The 18,549-nt window shown below is 18.7% G+C and carries 16 protein-coding genes and 2 tRNA genes; 7 read left to right on the forward strand and 11 right to left on the reverse strand.

Features of this window, described 5'->3' with window-relative positions:
- Positions 1–517: alanine racemase (gene alr, locus GJT91_RS00115; RefSeq protein WP_168868244.1), on the forward strand; the 517-nt coding region annotated here is incomplete at its 5' end.
- Between the two features lie 40 nt (positions 518–557).
- Here alr and metG read toward each other — a convergent pair.
- The 6 genes from metG to ftsY all read right to left on the reverse strand — a co-directional run bounded on the left by metG (position 558) and on the right by ftsY (position 7,357).
- Complete coding sequence (metG, locus tag GJT91_RS00120) at positions 558–2,189, reverse strand: methionine--tRNA ligase (protein WP_168868245.1); 1,632 nt, start codon at positions 2,187–2,189, stop codon at positions 558–560.
- A gap of 86 nt (positions 2,190–2,275) precedes the next feature.
- Entirely contained in the window at positions 2,276–2,797 is a 522-nt protein-coding gene (locus GJT91_RS00125) for a metal-dependent hydrolase (RefSeq protein ID WP_168868246.1), read from the reverse strand.
- A 36-nt stretch (positions 2,798–2,833) separates the two neighbouring features.
- On the reverse strand, positions 2,834–4,762 hold the full coding sequence (locus GJT91_RS00130) for an exoribonuclease II (protein ID WP_168868247.1): 1,929 nt from the start codon (positions 4,760–4,762) through the stop codon (positions 2,834–2,836).
- Between the two features lie 46 nt (positions 4,763–4,808).
- Complete coding sequence (gene ssb, locus GJT91_RS00135) at positions 4,809–5,336, reverse strand: single-stranded DNA-binding protein (RefSeq protein WP_168868248.1); 528 nt, start codon at positions 5,334–5,336, stop codon at positions 4,809–4,811.
- Between the two features lie 109 nt (positions 5,337–5,445).
- Positions 5,446–6,324, reverse strand: a complete 879-nt coding sequence (gene rpoH, locus GJT91_RS00140) for an RNA polymerase sigma factor RpoH (protein WP_168868249.1) — start codon at positions 6,322–6,324, stop codon at positions 5,446–5,448.
- 67 nt (positions 6,325–6,391) lie between these two features.
- The gene (gene ftsY / locus GJT91_RS00145; protein WP_168868250.1) at positions 6,392–7,357 is read right to left on the reverse strand and encodes a signal recognition particle-docking protein FtsY; all 966 of its coding nucleotides are present in this window, start codon (positions 7,355–7,357) and stop codon (positions 6,392–6,394) included.
- 134 nt (positions 7,358–7,491) lie between these two features.
- Here ftsY and rsmD point away from each other — a divergent pair, with 134 nt between their 5' ends.
- The gene (rsmD, locus tag GJT91_RS00150; RefSeq protein ID WP_168868251.1) at positions 7,492–8,070 is read left to right on the forward strand and encodes a 16S rRNA (guanine(966)-N(2))-methyltransferase RsmD; all 579 of its coding nucleotides are present in this window, start codon (positions 7,492–7,494) and stop codon (positions 8,068–8,070) included.
- 8 nt (positions 8,071–8,078) lie between these two features.
- Here the strand turns inward: rsmD and GJT91_RS00155 are convergent, their stop codons facing one another.
- Positions 8,079–8,330: a sulfurtransferase TusA family protein gene (locus GJT91_RS00155; protein WP_168868252.1), complete on the reverse strand. Its 252-nt coding sequence runs from the start codon at positions 8,328–8,330 to the stop codon at positions 8,079–8,081.
- A 109-nt stretch (positions 8,331–8,439) separates the two neighbouring features.
- Between GJT91_RS00155 and recA the strand changes: the two genes are divergently transcribed.
- The 5 genes from recA to GJT91_RS00180 all read left to right on the forward strand — a co-directional run bounded on the left by recA (position 8,440) and on the right by GJT91_RS00180 (position 12,671).
- Complete coding sequence (recA, locus tag GJT91_RS00160) at positions 8,440–9,438, forward strand: recombinase RecA (protein ID WP_168868253.1); 999 nt, start codon at positions 8,440–8,442, stop codon at positions 9,436–9,438.
- A 74-nt stretch (positions 9,439–9,512) separates the two neighbouring features.
- Positions 9,513–12,128 carry an alanine--tRNA ligase gene (alaS, locus tag GJT91_RS00165; RefSeq protein ID WP_168868254.1) on the forward strand — a complete coding sequence of 872 codons (2,616 nt, stop codon included), beginning with the start codon at positions 9,513–9,515 and terminating at the stop codon, positions 12,126–12,128.
- A gap of 94 nt (positions 12,129–12,222) precedes the next feature.
- Positions 12,223–12,405 (forward strand): carbon storage regulator CsrA, encoded by a 183-nt coding sequence (csrA, locus tag GJT91_RS00170; protein ID WP_168868255.1) that lies wholly within the window; start codon positions 12,223–12,225, stop codon positions 12,403–12,405.
- A 92-nt stretch (positions 12,406–12,497) separates the two neighbouring features.
- A tRNA-Ser gene (locus GJT91_RS00175) sits at positions 12,498–12,585 on the forward strand.
- A 13-nt stretch (positions 12,586–12,598) separates the two neighbouring features.
- Positions 12,599–12,671: transfer RNA gene (locus GJT91_RS00180), tRNA-Arg, on the forward strand.
- A gap of 55 nt (positions 12,672–12,726) precedes the next feature.
- On the opposite strand, the gene dapD is transcribed toward GJT91_RS00180, so the two are convergent.
- The 4 genes from dapD to dnaB form a co-directional block, all read right to left on the reverse strand.
- Complete coding sequence (dapD, locus tag GJT91_RS00185; protein ID WP_168868256.1) at positions 12,727–13,554, reverse strand: 2,3,4,5-tetrahydropyridine-2,6-dicarboxylate N-succinyltransferase; 828 nt, start codon at positions 13,552–13,554, stop codon at positions 12,727–12,729.
- Between the two features lie 98 nt (positions 13,555–13,652).
- Positions 13,653–15,740, reverse strand: coding sequence for an NAD-dependent DNA ligase LigA (gene ligA, locus GJT91_RS00190; protein WP_168868257.1), 2,088 nt, complete (start codon positions 15,738–15,740; stop codon positions 13,653–13,655).
- Complete coding sequence (gene cysS, locus GJT91_RS00195) at positions 15,709–17,118, reverse strand: cysteine--tRNA ligase (protein WP_168868258.1); 1,410 nt, start codon at positions 17,116–17,118, stop codon at positions 15,709–15,711. Before cysS ends, ligA begins: the two co-directional genes overlap by 32 nt.
- 86 nt (positions 17,119–17,204) lie before the next feature.
- On the reverse strand, positions 17,205–18,549 hold a 1,345-nt coding region (gene dnaB, locus GJT91_RS00200; RefSeq protein ID WP_211080614.1), incomplete at its 5' end, for a replicative DNA helicase.

Consider the following 18,549-nt stretch of genomic DNA (forward strand, 5'->3'; position numbering starts at 1 on the left):
GCGTTCATTTGCTAATTCTGCAGCTACATTATGGCATTCATATACACATCATGATTGGATAAGAGTTGGTATTATTTTATATGGAGCTTCTCCTACTGGAAATTGGAAAGATATTTCAAAAAAGAAAATACAACCAGTAATGACTTTAAAAAGTAAAATAATATCTATTCAAAAAATTAAATCAGGACAAACTATAGGTTATAATTGTACATATTTTGTAAAAACAAAACGTAAAATAGGTATTATTGCATGTGGATATGCAGATGGTTATCCTAAAAATATTAATAATAAAACTTTTGTTTTTATTAAAGGAATTAAAACAAAAATATTAGGTAATATATGTATGGATATGTTAGCTATAGATTTAAAAAATATTCCTAAAGCAAAAATAGGAAATTCTGTAGAATTATGGGGAAATAATATAAAAATAGATAATGTAGCAAAATCTGCAAATACTACTGGATATGAATTAATGTGTTCATTATCACAAAGAGTTCCTCGTAAAATTATTAAATAATAAAATTTACCTTTTAAAATAAAATTAAAATAATATAAATTTATATTTTTAATAGTTTTTCAAAATTTTTAATGTTTATTCTATTAAATAATGGTTTAAATTTATTAATTTTTCTATTAATTAAAGGATGTTTTATTTGATGAAAAAATAATTTTTTTTTTAAAAAAAATTCGGTTTTTTTAGATAAAATAGGCATAATTGGTTTTATATAAGTCATTATTATACGAAACATATTAATACCCATAGAACAAATATCTTGGACATCTTTTTTTTTAGAATTATTTTTAATAAGTAACCATGGTTTATATTTATCTATATAACAATTAGCTATATCTGATAAAATTAAAATTTGTTTAATAGCATGACTAAATTTACATTTAATTAAATAATCATGAATAATTTCTGATTTTTTTAAAAATTTTAAATAAAAAAATATATCAATTTCTTTAGACAAATTATTATCAAAATAATTATTAATAAAATATGCATTTCTTGAAGCCAAATTAACAATTTTATTTACAATATCTCCATTAATTTTATTTACAAAATCAAAAAAATTAAAATCAATATCATTGATATTAGACGATAATTTAGAAGCATAATAATAACGTAAACTATCAGAATCTAAAATACTTAACCAATTTTTAGCTGTAATAAAATTACCTTTAGATTTTGACATTTTATGGCCATTTAATGTTACATGTCCATGAACAAATAATCTATTAGGTTTTCTAAAATCACTTCCCTCTAATATAGCAGGCCAAAATAAACTATGAAAATAAATTATATCTTTACCTATAAAATGGTATAATTTTGTATCCGAATTTTTTGTCCACCATTCATTAAAATTTAATTTTTTATTTTTTGTACATAAATGTTTAAAAGTACTTATATAACCAATTGGAGCATCTAACCATACATAAAAATACTTATTTATACATTTAGGAATTTTAAAACCAAAATATGGTCCATCTCTAGTAATATCCCATGATTTTAATCCTTTTATAAACCATTCTTTTATTTTATTTTTAATTATTTTATCTATAACACCAGAATTAATCCAATTTTTTAAAAAATCATTAAATTGAGGTAAATCAAAAAAATAATGTTTAGAATTACATAATACAGGAGTTGTATGAGATAAAATAGAAATTGGATTAATTAGATTAATAGATGAATAAATAGAACCACAATTATCACAATTATCGCCATATTGATTAATAGAATTACAATTAGGACATTGTCCTTTAACAAATCTATCAGGTAAAAATGTATTATATGTTAAATCATATAGTTGTTGAACAGTTTTTTTTTTTATGAATTTTTTTTGTTTTAAGCGATTAAAAATTAATTTTGAAAAAAAAAAATTTTCATCACTATGTGTAGTATGATAATCATCATAACTAATATTAAAATTTTTTAAATCTAAAACATGTTCATGATATATTTTATGAATCATTTTTTCTGGATTAATCTTAAGTTGTTTAGCTTTCAACATAATAGGAGTACCATGAGCATCATCAGCACAAATAAAATATATTTCATGATCATTCATTCTATTATATCGAACCCAAATATCCGCTTGTATATGTTCTAACATATGGCCAAGATGAATACTTCCATTAGCATATGGTAATGCACAAGTAACTAATATTTTTTTTTTAGGTAACATAATTTCATATTCTTATTTATAAGAAAACAAATAAAATTTTAAATAATCAAAAATAATTTTATAATATAAATATTATAAATATTTTATTAAACAAAAATTTTCATTATAATATTATTACAAATAGGATATAATAAATATAAAGAAAAAATCAAATATAAATAACAAAAAATATCTTCTTTCATGAACTTTTTATTAATAAGTGGTAACTTATATTTTTTTTTATAAGGCCATAATAAAGGAACTCCTAAAGGAGTTAATATATCTGCAATAATATGACTTAAATAACCTATAATTAAACCTAATTTAATATAAATAATATTATTTAATTGTAAATTAATAGAAAATATAATAAATCCAAAACTAATTAAAGATAATAAACTATGTGTAAAACCTCTATGACCAAATATTTGATTTATTAAATAAGAAAAAATTTTTATTTTACTTCCTATAGTAGATTTAGGATTATCTATATCAGGTAATAAACATGTTATTATCGAAATAGGAATAATTCTCCACCAATCATCATGATACAATATTTTTGAAAAAATAAAATGTTGTATTAAAATGCTACTAGCTATAGTAAATATTATATGTCCTTTAACTGTCATATAAATTTCATCCAATAAAAAATTAAAAATTAAAAATTAAATTATTTTAACAATAATAATATTAGTATTTATTTCTTTTATAATAACTTGAATTTTATCAGTAATCTTATATAATAATTTATCTTTAATAAAGATCATTCCTTTTTCTTCATTTATAATTATATTAGCATATAAAAATTTTTTAGGTATAAAAGCATAAGCTCCATTTTTAATTAATCTTACTTTTATTCCAATAAATAAAATATCAATAATTTCAGATTTAAAAATTTTATTACGAATTTCTATATTTTTAAAATATTCTGAATATAAAAAATTAAATAAATCCTTTTTTACTTGTTTATTTAAATAACGTTGATAATTCATATTTAAATATAAACCTTTAAAAGGTTTATTTATATTATTTTTTTTATTTATAATAGATTTAATTAATCTATGATTTATAATATCTCCAAATTTACGTATAGGAGATGTCCAAGTAGCATATCTTTTTAAGCCTAATGCAAAATGAGGACCAGGATTAGTATTAAATAAAGTAATTAATTGATATTTTTTTATTTTATTTAAAATAAATTGTAAATTTAAATCATATAATTTTTTATATACTGTTCTATATCCTTTAAAAGTCATTAAAAAATACTTATCATAATTTATATTATATTCGTGTAATAATTTTATTATTTTATCAATTTTATTTATATTAAATCCATAATATGTATTATATATACCAAAACCTAAATTTTTATATAATATTTCAGCAGCACATATATTAGCTGCTATCATAACTTCTTCAATTATTTTATGAGCAATTCTCTTTTTATCTATTACTATATTTAATATATTTCCTTTATTACCAAAAATAAATTTATAATTAACATTATGAAAATATACAATATTTTTATAACTCCATTTTTTACGAAATAAATAAAATTTATATAAAAAAATAATTTGTTCTTTTATTTGATTATTTTCTGGTTTCCATGTTCCTATTTTTTCTAACCAATTTGAAACATTATTATAATTTAATTTAGCTTTTGATTTTATCCAACCTAAAAAAAAATTACTTTTTTTAGATAAAAAACCTTTATGATTAATAATCATTTTACAAACTAAAACAGGTCTAATTTTTTTAGGATTTAAAGAACATAAATTTTCTGATAATAATTTTGGTAATAAAGGTATTGTTAAACCAGGTAAATAATTTGTAAACATTCTTTGAGACGCAATTTTATCTATTTGACTATCTTTTTTAAAATAAGCAGAAGGATCTGCGATAGCTACATATACTAATAATTCATTTAAAGATTTTTCTTCTATATATATAGCATCATCTATATCTTTAGTATCACTATTATCTATAGTAATAAAACATAATTTAGTTAAATCTATTCTAGAAATATTTTTATCTAAAAATTTTATTTTTTTACATAAATTATCACTAGGAGCATCAATTGGAAGATTATAGTTTAATAATCTTTTCCACCATGGCATTAAAAAATTATTATCTTCATTAATTAATTCTTTTATTTCTGCTATAAATCCAGAATTTCCTTTTAAAGGATGATTAATAATTTTAGCTATTACTTTATCTCCATTTTTTAAAATATTTTTTATATTATCTTTTACAATACATTTAAGAAAATTATTATATAAAATTTTTTTTTCTGGAATAATATGAATATTATTATTTTTTTTTTTAATAATTCCTTTAAAAATATTAATACTTGATTTTAATAATTTAATTGGTATAACTTGTAATTTATTATTATCGTATTGTACACTAGCTAATATATAATCTCCTAACATTAAAGATTTTAAATAAATATAAGATATATAATATATATAATTTTCTTTTGTTTCTAAAATTCCTAATTTTTCATCTAATATTTTTACTGTACCTTTAATTAAAGGTATTTTTTTTGAAAATTTTTTTTTAAGTTTTAAAAGTGATTTATTATTATAAAACATAATATAAATTTAAATTTTTCCAAAAAATGATTCTAATTATCAATAATTAAAAAGGAATATCATCATCAAAATCAATAATATTTTCATTTTTTTTAATTAATGATTCGTCATTATTTTCTTTTTCTAATAAATCAGAAATTTTTGTTTTTTCATTCCATTTACTTTTAATTTCTTTGTTATTTTTATCTCTTTTTAAGATATTAATTTTATTATCATTTTTTCGTGGATTTCCTAATATTTGCATAATACCACCTATACCTACAATTATTTCAGTTATGTAATTATCCTGTCCATTTTGATTTTGCCATTTACGAGTTTGTAAAAAACCTTCAATATATACTTGAAAACCTTTTTTTAAATACTCATGAGAAATTTCTGCTAATTTTCCAAATATTATTATACGATGCCATTCAGTTTTTTCTTTATTTTCTCCAGTATTTTTATCTTTCCAACTATCTGAAGTTGCAACTATAATATTTACAACTGGATTTCCATTAGGCATATAACGTATTTCAGGATCTTTTCCTAAATATCCAATTATAATTACTTTATTAATACCTCTTTTTCCTGCCATTATTTATGTCCTTATATTAATAAAATTTTAATATTTTATTTATATTAAATAAATATTATTACATAAAAATAGTAAAAAAAATATTAATTAATATAATATACATTATAAATTATTTTTTAAATAAATGTTCAATAATAAAACGTAATTTTTTCATTGCATTTTTTTCTAATTGTCTAATACGTTCAGCAGATATACCATAATAATCTGCTAACTCACGCAATGTAATTTTTTTTTTATTTTTATTTAACCATCTTAAATTAATTATATTACGACTACGATAATCTAATTTTGAAACAGCTATATATAATTTATTTGAAATATATTTATTCCAATTATTTTTTTCAATTATATTTGCAAAATTAGAATTATGATCTTTGAAAAAAAGATGTGAATTAAAATTTTTATTTTTAAAATTATCTTTTAAATTAATATTATCACCTATATCTTGAGCTGACATACGTGATTCCATTTCACAAACATCTTTAATAGATACTCCTAATTCTTTAGCAACTATTTTAATTTCATCTTGATTAAACCAACCTAGTCTTTGTTTTGCTTTTCTTAGATTAAAAAACAATTTTCTTTGAGCTTTTGTAGTTGCTACTTTTACTATTCTCCAATTACGTAATACGTATTCATGTATTTCAGCTTTTATCCAATGAATAGCAAAGGATACTAAACGTACACCTATTTCAGGATTAAATCTACGTACAGCTTTCATTAAGCCTATATTACCTTCTTGAATAATATCAGCTTGTTGTAGACCATATCCAGAATAATATTTAGCTACATGAATTACAAATCTTAAATGTGATAAAATTAATTTTTTAGCTGATTTAAGATCTCCTTTATAATATAATTTTTCAGATAATTCTTTTTCTTCTTTAGAGGTTAACATTGGATAACTATTAGTAGTATAAATATAAGAATCTAATGTTCCCATAGGGACAGAGGTTCTTAACCTAGAGGTAAATATATTTTTATACATTAAATCCTCCAAAAATTAAAAGATTATAAATATAATTTTAATTTAATAAAAATTAAAAAATTAATATTTATTTATTTTCTGGAAAAATTGTATTTATAAAATTTTTTGCATTAAATAAATACAAATCAGTAATTTTTTCTCCAGTTCCAAAATATCTTATTGGAATATTAAATTTATCTGCTAAAGAAAAAATAATACCACCTTTTGCAGTACCATCAATTTTAGTTATTGTAATTCCTGTTACTCCTATATTATGATGAAATACTTTAAGTTGATTAATAGAATTCTGCCCAATATTAGCATCTAAAATTAACATAGTTTCATTAAGAACCCCATTATTTTTTTTTATTACACGAACAATTTTTTTTAATTCTTCCATTAATGAAATATTATTTTGTAATCTTCCTGAAGTATCTGCAATTAAAATATCAATTTTATTTTTTTTAGCTTTTAATATTGCATCATAAATAATAGCAGAACTATCTCTTTTTTTTGTATTTTCTGTAAAAAAACTATTACTTTTATTACTCCAAGAGTATAATTGTTCATGAGCGCCTGCTCTAAAAGTATCTCCTGATGCTAAAAAAACAGATTTTCCTTGCTGACGAAAAAAATATGCTAATTTACCAATTGTTGTTGTTTTACCTACTCCATTTACACCAATAATTAATATTATAAAAAGCTTTTTTTGATTATTAATAATTAATGGTACTTCCGAAGGAAGTAAAATCTTTAACATTTCTGTTTTAATATATTTATATAATTGAGAAGAATTTTGTAATTTATTTAATTTTGCATATTTTTTAGTTAAATTAATAATTTTATTAGTAGTTTTTATACCTACATCAGAAATAATTAATGTTTCTTTTAATTTAGAAAATAATTTTTTATCAATAACATATTTTTTTTTAAAAAGATTAATAATTTCTGTACCAATATTTTTACTTGTTTTAAATAATTTTTTTTTTAAATAACTAAAAAAACCTATTTTTTTTTTTTTATTATTTTTAAGAAAATTTTCTTTTTTTATCATTTTTATTTTATCAAATTTTTTTTAAATTTTATAATAAAAAAATACTTGATATAATTAAATTAAATTGTTATTTAAATAATATATCAAAATAAATTTTAAAGTAATTAATATTTCTTCTTTTTTTTACATAAATTATGAAAAAAAATTTTTTTTTAAATAATATTCGTATTATTTCAGGTAAATGGAAAAATAAAAAAATAAATGTAATTAATACTAAAATATTAAGACCTACAATGAATTTTATTCGTCATAATTTATTTAATTGGATAATGAATGATATACATATGTTGACATGTTTAGATTGTTATGCAGGAACTGGTATTTTAAGTTTTGAGGCTTTATCTAGAAATGCTTATTCAGCTACTTTATTAGAAAATAATAAAAAAATTTTTAAACAAATAAAAAAAAATATTATTTTATTAAAAATAAAAAATATTTTTTTAATTTATAAAAATACTTTAAATTTTTTATCAAAAAAAGCGACCATAAAATATGATCTTATTTTTATTGATCCTCCTTTTTGTAAAAAAAATATTTTATTATACAAAACTTGTATTTTATTAGAAAAAAATAATTGGTTAAAAAATAATGCTAAAATTTTTATTCAATATAAATCTAAAAGTCAAAATTTTTTTTTACCAAAAAATTGGATAATATATCGAAAAAAAAAATTTAGTATTGTTACATACATTTTATGTAAAAAAATTTATTAAAATAATAATTATAATTTTTTTATTAAAAATAAATATGGAATTTTACATGTTTTTTTATCAATTATACTATATTTCATAAAATAACAAAAATATTCAATATCTAAATTAACTAATTTATCATTAGTAATGATTAATAAAATTTCATTTTTTTTCATATTAAATGTAATTTTCTTAATCATCATAATTGTTTTTGGACATTCTAATTCTTGTATATTTAAAATAAAATTTGCTTTTTTATAAAAATTATTTTTTTTAGACATATTAATATATTATTAATAATAAATTTATATTAATAATTATATTATAAATGAAAAAATTTTTACAAATATCATAAATTAAATTTATTTTAAATAATTTAAGGTCTAAATTATGAATTTAGAAAAAAAAAAACAAGTAGCTATTGAAAATGCTATTATACAAATAGAAAACCAATTTGGTAAAGGTTCTATTATGCGTTTAGGTGATAATAGAACTATGGATATAGAATCTATATCTACAGGATCTATATCTTTAGATATAGCATTAGGTATTGGTGGATTACCCATGGGAAGAATAGTTGAAATATATGGTCCTGAATCATCTGGTAAAACTACTTTAACACTACAAATTATTGCTCAAGCTCAAAAATTAGGCAAAGTATGTGTTTTTATTGATGCAGAACATGCATTAGATCCTATTTATGCTAAAAAATTAAATGTTAATATTAATAAACTATTATGTTCACAACCTGATACAGGAGAACAAGCATTAGAATTATGTGATTCATTAGCAAAATCAGGAATTGTAGACGTTATTATTGTAGATTCTGTAGCTGCTTTAACACCAAAAGCTGAAATAGAAGGAGAAATAGGAGATTCACATATAGGATTAGCTGCAAGAATGATGAGTCAAGCTATGCGTAAATTAGCAAGTAATTTAAAACAATCTAATACATTATTAATTTTTATTAATCAAATAAGAATGAAAATTGGAATTTTATTTGGTAATCCTGAAGTAACTACTGGAGGTAATGCATTAAAATTTTATGCTTCTATAAGATTAGATATTAGAAAAATTGGTAATGTTAAACAAGGAGATGAAATTATAGGTAATGAAACTAGGGTAAAAGTTGTTAAAAATAAAGTTGCTGTACCTTTTAAACAAGCTGAATTTCAAATTATATATGGACAAGGAATAAATTTTTATGGAGAATTATTAGATTTAGGAGTTAAAAATAAAATTATTGAAAAATGTGGATCATGGTATAGTTATAAAAATGAAAAAATTGGGCAAGGAAAAATAAACGCCATAAATTTTTTAAAAAAAAATATAATTAAATCTGATGAAATTGAAAAAAAAATACGGAAAATTTTTTTTAAAAAAAAATAATATAAATAAAATTTTTTATTTTATAAATTATTTTTATTAAATAAATATTAAAAATTTTATAAAGATCTTTATATATGAAAAACAAAATAAATATAAGTGAAATGTTTTTAAACTTTTTTCATAAAAAAAAACATAAAATAATAAAAGGTAGTTCTTTAATTCCATATAATGATAAATCATTATTATTTACAAATGCAGGAATGAATCAATTTAAAGAATATTTTTTAGGATATAAAAAATCTCCTTACTCTAGAATTACTACTATACAAAAATGTATACGTGTAGGAGGTAAACATAATGATTTAAAAAATGTAGGTTTTACAAATAGACATCATACATTTTTTAAAATGTTAGGTAATTTTAGTTTTGGAGATTATTTTAAAAAAGAAGCTATTTTTTTTGCATGGGAATTATTAACTAGTTCTAAATGGTTTAATTTAAAAAAAGAAAAAATATTTGTAACTGTATATTATAAAGATATAGAAACATATAATATTTGGTATAAAGATATTGGTATATCTAAAAAAAAAATTTTTTTAATTAAAGATAAAAATAATATTATTTTTAATTCTGATAATTTTTGGCAAATGTCTGAAACTGGACCTTGTGGTCCATCGACAGAAATTTTTTATGATTTAGGAAATAATTTAAAAAAAAATATTAATAATAACTTAGAAGAACGTTTTCTTGAAATATGGAATATTGTTTTTATTCAATTTAATAAAGATTTAGATGGAAAATTAATTCCCTTACCTATAAAATCAGTTGATACTGGTATGGGATTAGAACGTATTAGTAGTATATTAGAAGGAGTAAATTCTAATTATAAAATAAATATATTTCAAAAAATTATTAAAAATACAGCTAATTTAATTAATATTAAAGATTTAGAAAATAATTCACTTAAAGTTATAGCTGATCATATTAGATCTTCTATTTATTTAATATCAGAAAATATTATACCAAATAATGAAAAAAGAGGATATATTTTAAGAAAAATTATAAGAAGAGCAATAAATCATGGTAAAATTTTAGGAGAAAAAGGATTATTTTTTTATAAATTAGTAAAAATATATATTAATAATCTTGAAAATAATAAAGAAAAAATATTTTTAAGTAAAAAATTTAATTTAATTAAAAATATTATAAAAAAAGAAGAAAAAGATTTTAATAAAATTATTAATAAAGGAAATAAATTATTAGATTTAGAAATTAAAAAATTAAAAAATAAATATTTATCAGGAAAAAAAATATTCTATTTATATGATACTTTTGGATTATCACCTGAATTAATAAAAAATATATGTATAAATAAAAATATAAATTTTAATGAAAAAGAATTTATTCAAAATATGAATATACAACGTGAAAAATCGAGAAAAAATAATATTTTTATAAAAAAAAATATATATTATAAAAATAAAATTTCAAAATTTAATGGGTATATTAATTTTTTTTCTTATAGTAAGATACTAGATATTTATAAAAATGATAAATCAATATATGAAATTAATGAAGGAGATGTAGGAGAAATAATATTAGATATTACTCCTTTTTTTGGAGAATCAGGTGGACAAATAGGCGATATAGGATATTTAAAAAAAGATGAAAAAAATATTTTTCAAGTAAATAAAACAAAAAAAATAGGAGATTTAATTATTCATAAAGGAAAAATGATATTAGGATCTTTAAAAAAAGATGATAATTTATATTCTAAAATAAATAAGAAATATCGTATAAAGTTAAGTCGAAATCATACTGCAACACACTTATTACATTCTAGTTTACTTAAACTTTTTGGTGAAACTATAAAACAAAAAGGTTCTTTAATTACTGATAAATATTTAAGATTTGATTTTTCTTATAATAATGATTTAAAATTAAAAGATATTTTTAATATAGAAAAAATAATTAATCATTATATATACAAAAATATACCTATAAAAATTGAAAAAAAAAAAGAAATAATAAATAAAGATAATAATAATAAATATAAAAATATAATAAGAATTGTAAATATTAAAAATATCTCAAAAGAATTATGCTGTGGTACACATTTATCTAATACTCAAGAAATTGGTTTTTTTATAATTACAAAATTTTTAAATATTGCAAATGGAATAAAACGTATACATGCTATTACTCATAATTTAGCATTAAAATATGTACAAAAACAAAATGAAAATATTAAATTTATCACTAATTTATTTAAAATAAAAGAAAAAGATATAGTTAAAAATATTTTATCATATAAAGAAAAATTTTATATATTACAAAATAATTTAAAACAATTAGAAAAATATATTTCTTTACAAGCAGAAAAAAAATTATTAAAAAATAATATCTTAATAAATGATATTAATTTAATAATTAGCGGAATATATTATTTAAATCCAAAAATATTTAATTATATGATAAAAAATATAATAAATAAATTTAAACAAACAATAATAATATTATCTACAAAATGGGAAAAAAAAATATTTTTAATTATAAAAATTACTTTAAATATTAATAATAATATAAATGCTATTGAAACTATAAAAAAAATTTTTGATAAAAATATTTGCAAAATAAATGGTTGTGCTAATATAGCACAAGTAAGTATTAATCTTAATAAAGATAAATATTATTTTTATTTATCTAAATTAAGAATATTTATTTTAAATAAAATAAATAAATTACATTAATATTAAATTTTTTTTAAAATATTTAATTATTAATTAAAAAATATAATTATAAAAATAATATTTTCTATATTTTATTTCTTTTAAGGAGAAAAGAATGCTTATTCTCACTCGCCGAGTAGGTGAAACACTTATGATAGGTGACGAAGTTATGGTAACAGTTTTAGGAATAAAAGGAAATCAAGTTCGTATAGGTGTTAATGCTCCTAGAGAAATTTCTGTTCATCGTGAAGAAATATATCAACGTATACAAGCAGAAAAAAATCAACAAAAAAGTTAATTAAAATTAAATTTTTTATAATTTTCAAAATTATAAAAATAATTAATTTGACATATCTTTCTTTAAAAGATAAAATATTCTTTTTGTTCTTTGGTGAGATGGCCGAGTGGTTGAAGGCGCGCCCCTGCTAAGGGTGTATACAGTTTTACTGTATCGAGAGTTCAAATCTCTCTCTCACCGAAATCTATAAAAAGCATCCGTAACTCAGTGGATAGAGTATTCGGCTACGAACCGAATGGTCGGAGGTTCGAATCCTCCCGGATGCATTTTTATTTTAAATAATTAAATAATTTTAAAAAAGATTTATTTAATTTATTATTTTTAATATTTTCCACGTAAAATTTCATTAATTTTAATTTTACTTAAAGTTTTTATATCTACTTTTTTTACTATAATTGCACAATATAAATTATATTTTCCATCTTTAGATGGAATAGTTCCGGGAACTACGACTGAATAACTAGGTATTAATCCATAATGAATTAATCCGGTTTCTCTATCATATATTTTAGTACTTTGTCCTATATATACTCCCATAGAAATTACTGATCCTTTTTTTACAATAACACCTTCTACTATTTCTGACCTTGCTCCTATAAAACAATTATCTTCTATAATAGTTGGATTAGATTGTATAGGTTCTAAAACTCCTCCTATACCTACTCCTCCAGAAATATGTACATTACTTCCTATTTGTGCGCAAGAACCTATTGTAGACCATGTATCAATCATGGTACCTTGACCAATATAAGAACCTATATTAATAAAAGAAGGCATTAATATTGTATTTTTCGAAATATAGGAACCATATCTTATTACAGTAGGAGGGACAACACGACATTTTAAAATTTTAAAATCCTTTTTTTTAAAATTATTATTAAATTTTAAAGGAATTTTATCATAAAAATTATTGTAAGATCCTTCTAGTAAATAATTTTTGTTAATTTTAAAATATAATAATATAGCTTTTTTAATCCATTGATGAGTAATCCATTTTTTTTGTATTTTTTCAGAAACTCTAATTAAACCTTTATCTAATAATTTAATTACTTTATTAATATTAATAATTATTTCTTTATTTTTTAATAAATTATTTTTTTTTTTATAATCTAAAAAATAATTTTCTATAATGTTTTCTAGATTTTTCATATAATTTTATAATTAAAAAATTTTTATTATACATATTTAAAAAAAACAATATCACTAATTTATAAATTAAACAAATTATAATATTTTTTAAATAAAAATTATAAATTATTTTTTAATAAATAAATTATTTTTTTTTCATTTAAAATTTTAATATTTAATTTATGTGCTTTTAATAATTTAGAACTTGAATTTTTACCTAAAATTAAAATATCAGTTTTTTTATTAATATTAAAATTAATTTTTGCACCTAATTTTTTTAATTTATTTATAAAATTTATTCTTGTTATGAAAGAAAATTTACCAGTAATAGAAATATTTTTTTTATAAAAATAATTTTTTTTTATAATTTTTTTAAAATAAATAATATCAATTTTTTTTAATAAGTTTTGAATAATATTTATATTATTTTTATTTTTAATAAAATTATATATATTTAATGATGTTTTAATACCTATTCCAGTAATATTATTTAATTCTATTAAGTTAGTATTTAAAAATTTATCTAATGTAAAAAAAAATTGTGATAAATTATAAGATGTTACTTTTCCTACTTCTGGTATATTTAAAGAAAATAAAAATTTATCAAAAGTTATTTGTTTTTTTTTTTGTAAATTTTTTAATATTTTATTAATAGATTTAATTCCTAAATTATTTACTTTTTTTAAAATAGAATTATCTAAATTCATTAAATCTATAATATTTTTTACTAAATTATTATCTACTAATTTATCAATTAATTTATTTCCTATAAAACAAATATTCATAACTTCTTTTGAAATAAAATGTTTTAAATATGCTTTTAATTGATCTTTACAAGATAATCCTTTTTTACAATATAAAATATTATTATTTTTTTTTATAAGAATAGAATTACAACTAGGACAATTTTTAGGAATTATAATATTTTTTGTATTATTAAAAATTTTTTTTTCATTTATTACACCAATTATTTTAGGTATAACATCTCCACATCTTTGTATAATTACAGTTTTTCCTATTTGTAGATTTAATTTTTTAATTTCATTCACATTATATAATGTTGCAGAATTAATATTTACTCCTGTTATGTTAACTGTATTAAATTTAGCAACAGGTGTAATGATACCTGTTCGTCCAATTTGGAAAATAATTTTTTTTAATAATGTTTTTTTTTCTTGTGAAGGAAACTTATATGCTATAGCCCATCTAGGCGCATTAGTTGTATTACCAATTATTTCTTGTATTTTTATATCATTTATTTTAACGACAATTCCATCAATGCTATAAGGTAAAAAATTTCTTTTGTTTTTAAAAATTTCATAAAATTTTTTAATTTCTAAATAAGAAGAACAAATTTTTCTATAATTAGATACAGGAAAACCATATAATTTTAAATTATTTAATATTTCTTCTTGATTTAAAAATTTTTGTTTATCTATAAAACCTATTCCATAACTAAAAAAACTTAATAAAGTTAACATTTTATTATTATTTTTTTTATTTAATTTTAAAATACCTAAAGTAGCACTACGTGTATTACTAAATAATTTATGTTTTGATACAATCTTTTTATTTAATATTTTAAAATTTTTTTTAGTTATAAATACTTCTCCTCTGACTTCTAATAAATTAGGAAATTTTTTTTTTAAAACATGAGGTATATGATTCATTTGGAATATTTTTTCTGTAATATCTTCTCCTATAAAACCATTCCCTCTTGTTGAGGCTTTTATTAAAAAACCATTTTTATATAATAAATTAATAGCTATCCCATCAAATTTTAATTCACAACAAAAATTTAATTTATTAATTAATTTTTTTAATGGATATAAAAATTTTTTTATTAAATCTTTTGTATGAAAAACATTATTTAATGATAACATTGGTTTTTTATGATGTATTTTTTTTAAAAAAATTAATGGCGCAGACACACCTACTAACTTAGTAGGTGAATATTTATTTTTTAAATAAGGAAATAATTTTTCTAATTTTTTTAATTTTAATATTAAATTATCATATTGATAATCAAGAATACTTGAATTATTTAATATATAATATCTATAATTATGTTTAATAATTATTTTACGTAATTGTAATATTCTTTTTTTATAAATAAAAACTTTATAAATTTTATATAAAATATCCATTAATTTAGTAATATAAAATTCAAAATTTTTATTTAATTTTTTTTTTCCATATAGTACCATTATTTGTATCTTCTAAAATAATATTTTTATTTTTTAATTTATTTCTTATAAAATCTGCTTTATTCCATAATTGATTACTACGAGCAATATTACGTTTTTTAATTAATTTTTCAATTTCATATCTATTATAATAATCATTCAAATCTCCATTATTTTTTAAATAATTTTTAGGATCATAAAATAATAATCCTAAAATATTACCTAATTTTTTTAATTTTAATATTAAATAATTAGCAATTAAATATTTTTTATTATTATTAGCAATATTAATTTTACGTGATATCTTAAATAAGATACTATAAGCTTTAGGAGTATTAAAATCATCATTCATTGCATTATAAAATTGATTTTCTAATGAAAAAAAATTAGTTTTTATATTTTTAATATTATATGAATAATTAATATTATACATAGAAATATATAATTTTTGTATAGCTAATTGTGCTTGTTTTAATTTTTTTTCATTATATATAATTGGGCTACGATAATGTGTAATTGTTAAAAAATATCTAATAATTTCTTTATTATATTTTAATAATATATCTTTTATTTTAAAAGTATTATTTAAAGATTTAGACATTTTTTTATTTTTAACAATTACCATACCTGAATGAATCCAATAATTAACATAAAATAATTTATTAATACAAGAAGATTGTGCTAATTCATTTTCATGATGTGGAAAAACTAAATCATTTCCTCCACCATGTATATCAAAAAAATTACCTAAATATTTATAACTTAAAGTAGAACATTCTATATGCCAACCTGGTCTTCCATAGCCCCAAGGAGATATCCATCCTATATTTAATTTATTAGTTAATTTCCATAAAACAAAATCTTTATAATTATTTTTAATAAATATATTTTTAATTTTTTTATTTAATTTTAATAAATTTATTTTTTGTTTTGATAATATTCCATAATTTAAATATTTTTTAATAGAAAACATAATATCACCATTTTTAGCTATATATGCACTATTATTTTTTAATAAAATATTTATTGTATTTATAATATCATTAATATGATTTGTTACTTTAGGTTCAAAATCTGGAGCTAATATACCTAAATTATTAAAATCTTGAGATATTTTATTAATTATTTTTTTTGTAATATTATTAATACTTTGTTTTTTTTTTTTAGCTATATTTATGATTTTATCATCAATATCAGTAATATTTCTTACATACTTAGTTTTATAACCTAAAAATTTTAAATATCTAATAATAATATCAAATATAATAAATGTTCTCGCATGTCCAATGTGACAAATATCATATGGAGTTATACCACATACATAAATTTTTACTATTTTTTTATTAATAGGATAAAATTTTTTTTTATTTTTACTTAATGTATTAAAAATTTTTAACATTTATTTTCTCATAATAAAATTGTATGAAAATTTTTTTATTTTATTATTAATGATTATTTTATATAATAAATTCTATTAAATATTTTTTAAATATTTCTTTCATTATAATAATTAGAATAATTATCAAAACGTGCAATATGATTATTAAAAATTAATTTTATAGTACCAATAGGACCATTTCTTTGTTTACCTATAATAATTTCAGCAATTCCATGTAAATTAGTATTTTCATTATATACTTCATCTCTATAAATAAACATAACTAAATCAGCATCTTGTTCTATAGAACCAGATTCTCTTAAATCAGAATTCATAGGACGTTTATCAGATCTTTGTTCTAAAGATCTATTTAACTGAGATAAAGCTACTACAGGAACATGTAATTCTTTAGCTAAAGCTTTTAAAGAACGAGAAATTTCAGATATTTCTAATGTTCTATTAAAAGATAAAGAAGGGACTCTAATTAATTGTAAATAATCTACCATTATTAAACTTAATCCATTATGTTCTCTAAATATTCGTCTAGAACGTAATCTAATTTCTGTTGGTGTTAATTCAGAAGAATCATCAATATATATATTTTTTTTTTTTAGTAAAATTCCCATAGTAGTAGATATTTTTTTCCAATCATCATCATTTAATTGACCTGTTCTGATTTTACTTTGATGTACTCTAGAAAGAGATGCTAACATACGCATCATAATCTGTTCACAAGGCATTTCTAAACTAAATATAAGTACAGGTTTATCTTGTGATATGGCTGTATATTCACAAATATTCATAGCAAGAGTTGTTTTACCCATAGCTGGGCGTGCAGCAATTATAACAAGATCTGATTTTTGTAATCCTGCTGTTTTTTTATTTAATTCATGATAACCAGTATCTATACCTGTAACACCATTTTTAGGTGTATTATAAAATGACTCAATTTTAGAAATTGTAACTTCTAAAATTTCTTCTAAATTCTTAGGTTTAGTATCCTTATTTAAACGTTTTTCTGCAATTTTAAATACACTAGATTCTGCAAAATTTAATAAATCTTCACTATTTCTTCCATTAGGATAATATCCAGCTTCTGCTATTTTATTTGCAACAGATATCATTTCTCTAATAATAGCACGTTCATGAACAATATCTATATAAGCATTTATATTAGATATACTCGGAATATTTTTTGATAATTCTGCTAAATAGGCAAATCCTCCTATTTTATTTAATTTATTTTTATTATCTAAAGATTCAGAAAGTGTAATTAAATCAATAGGTTTATCTAATTCTATTAAATAATACATTTCAGTAAAAATAATTTTATGTGATAGTATAAAAAAGTCATCTACTATTATTTTTTCTATAACGTTATCCCATCGATTATTATCTAACATTAATCCTCCTAATATCGATTGTTCTGCTTCTAAAGAATAAGGAGGTATT

Origin of the sequence: Enterobacteriaceae endosymbiont of Donacia semicuprea (genome assembly GCF_012570535.1) — a bacterium.
Classification (GTDB): Bacteria; Pseudomonadota; Gammaproteobacteria; order Enterobacterales; family Enterobacteriaceae.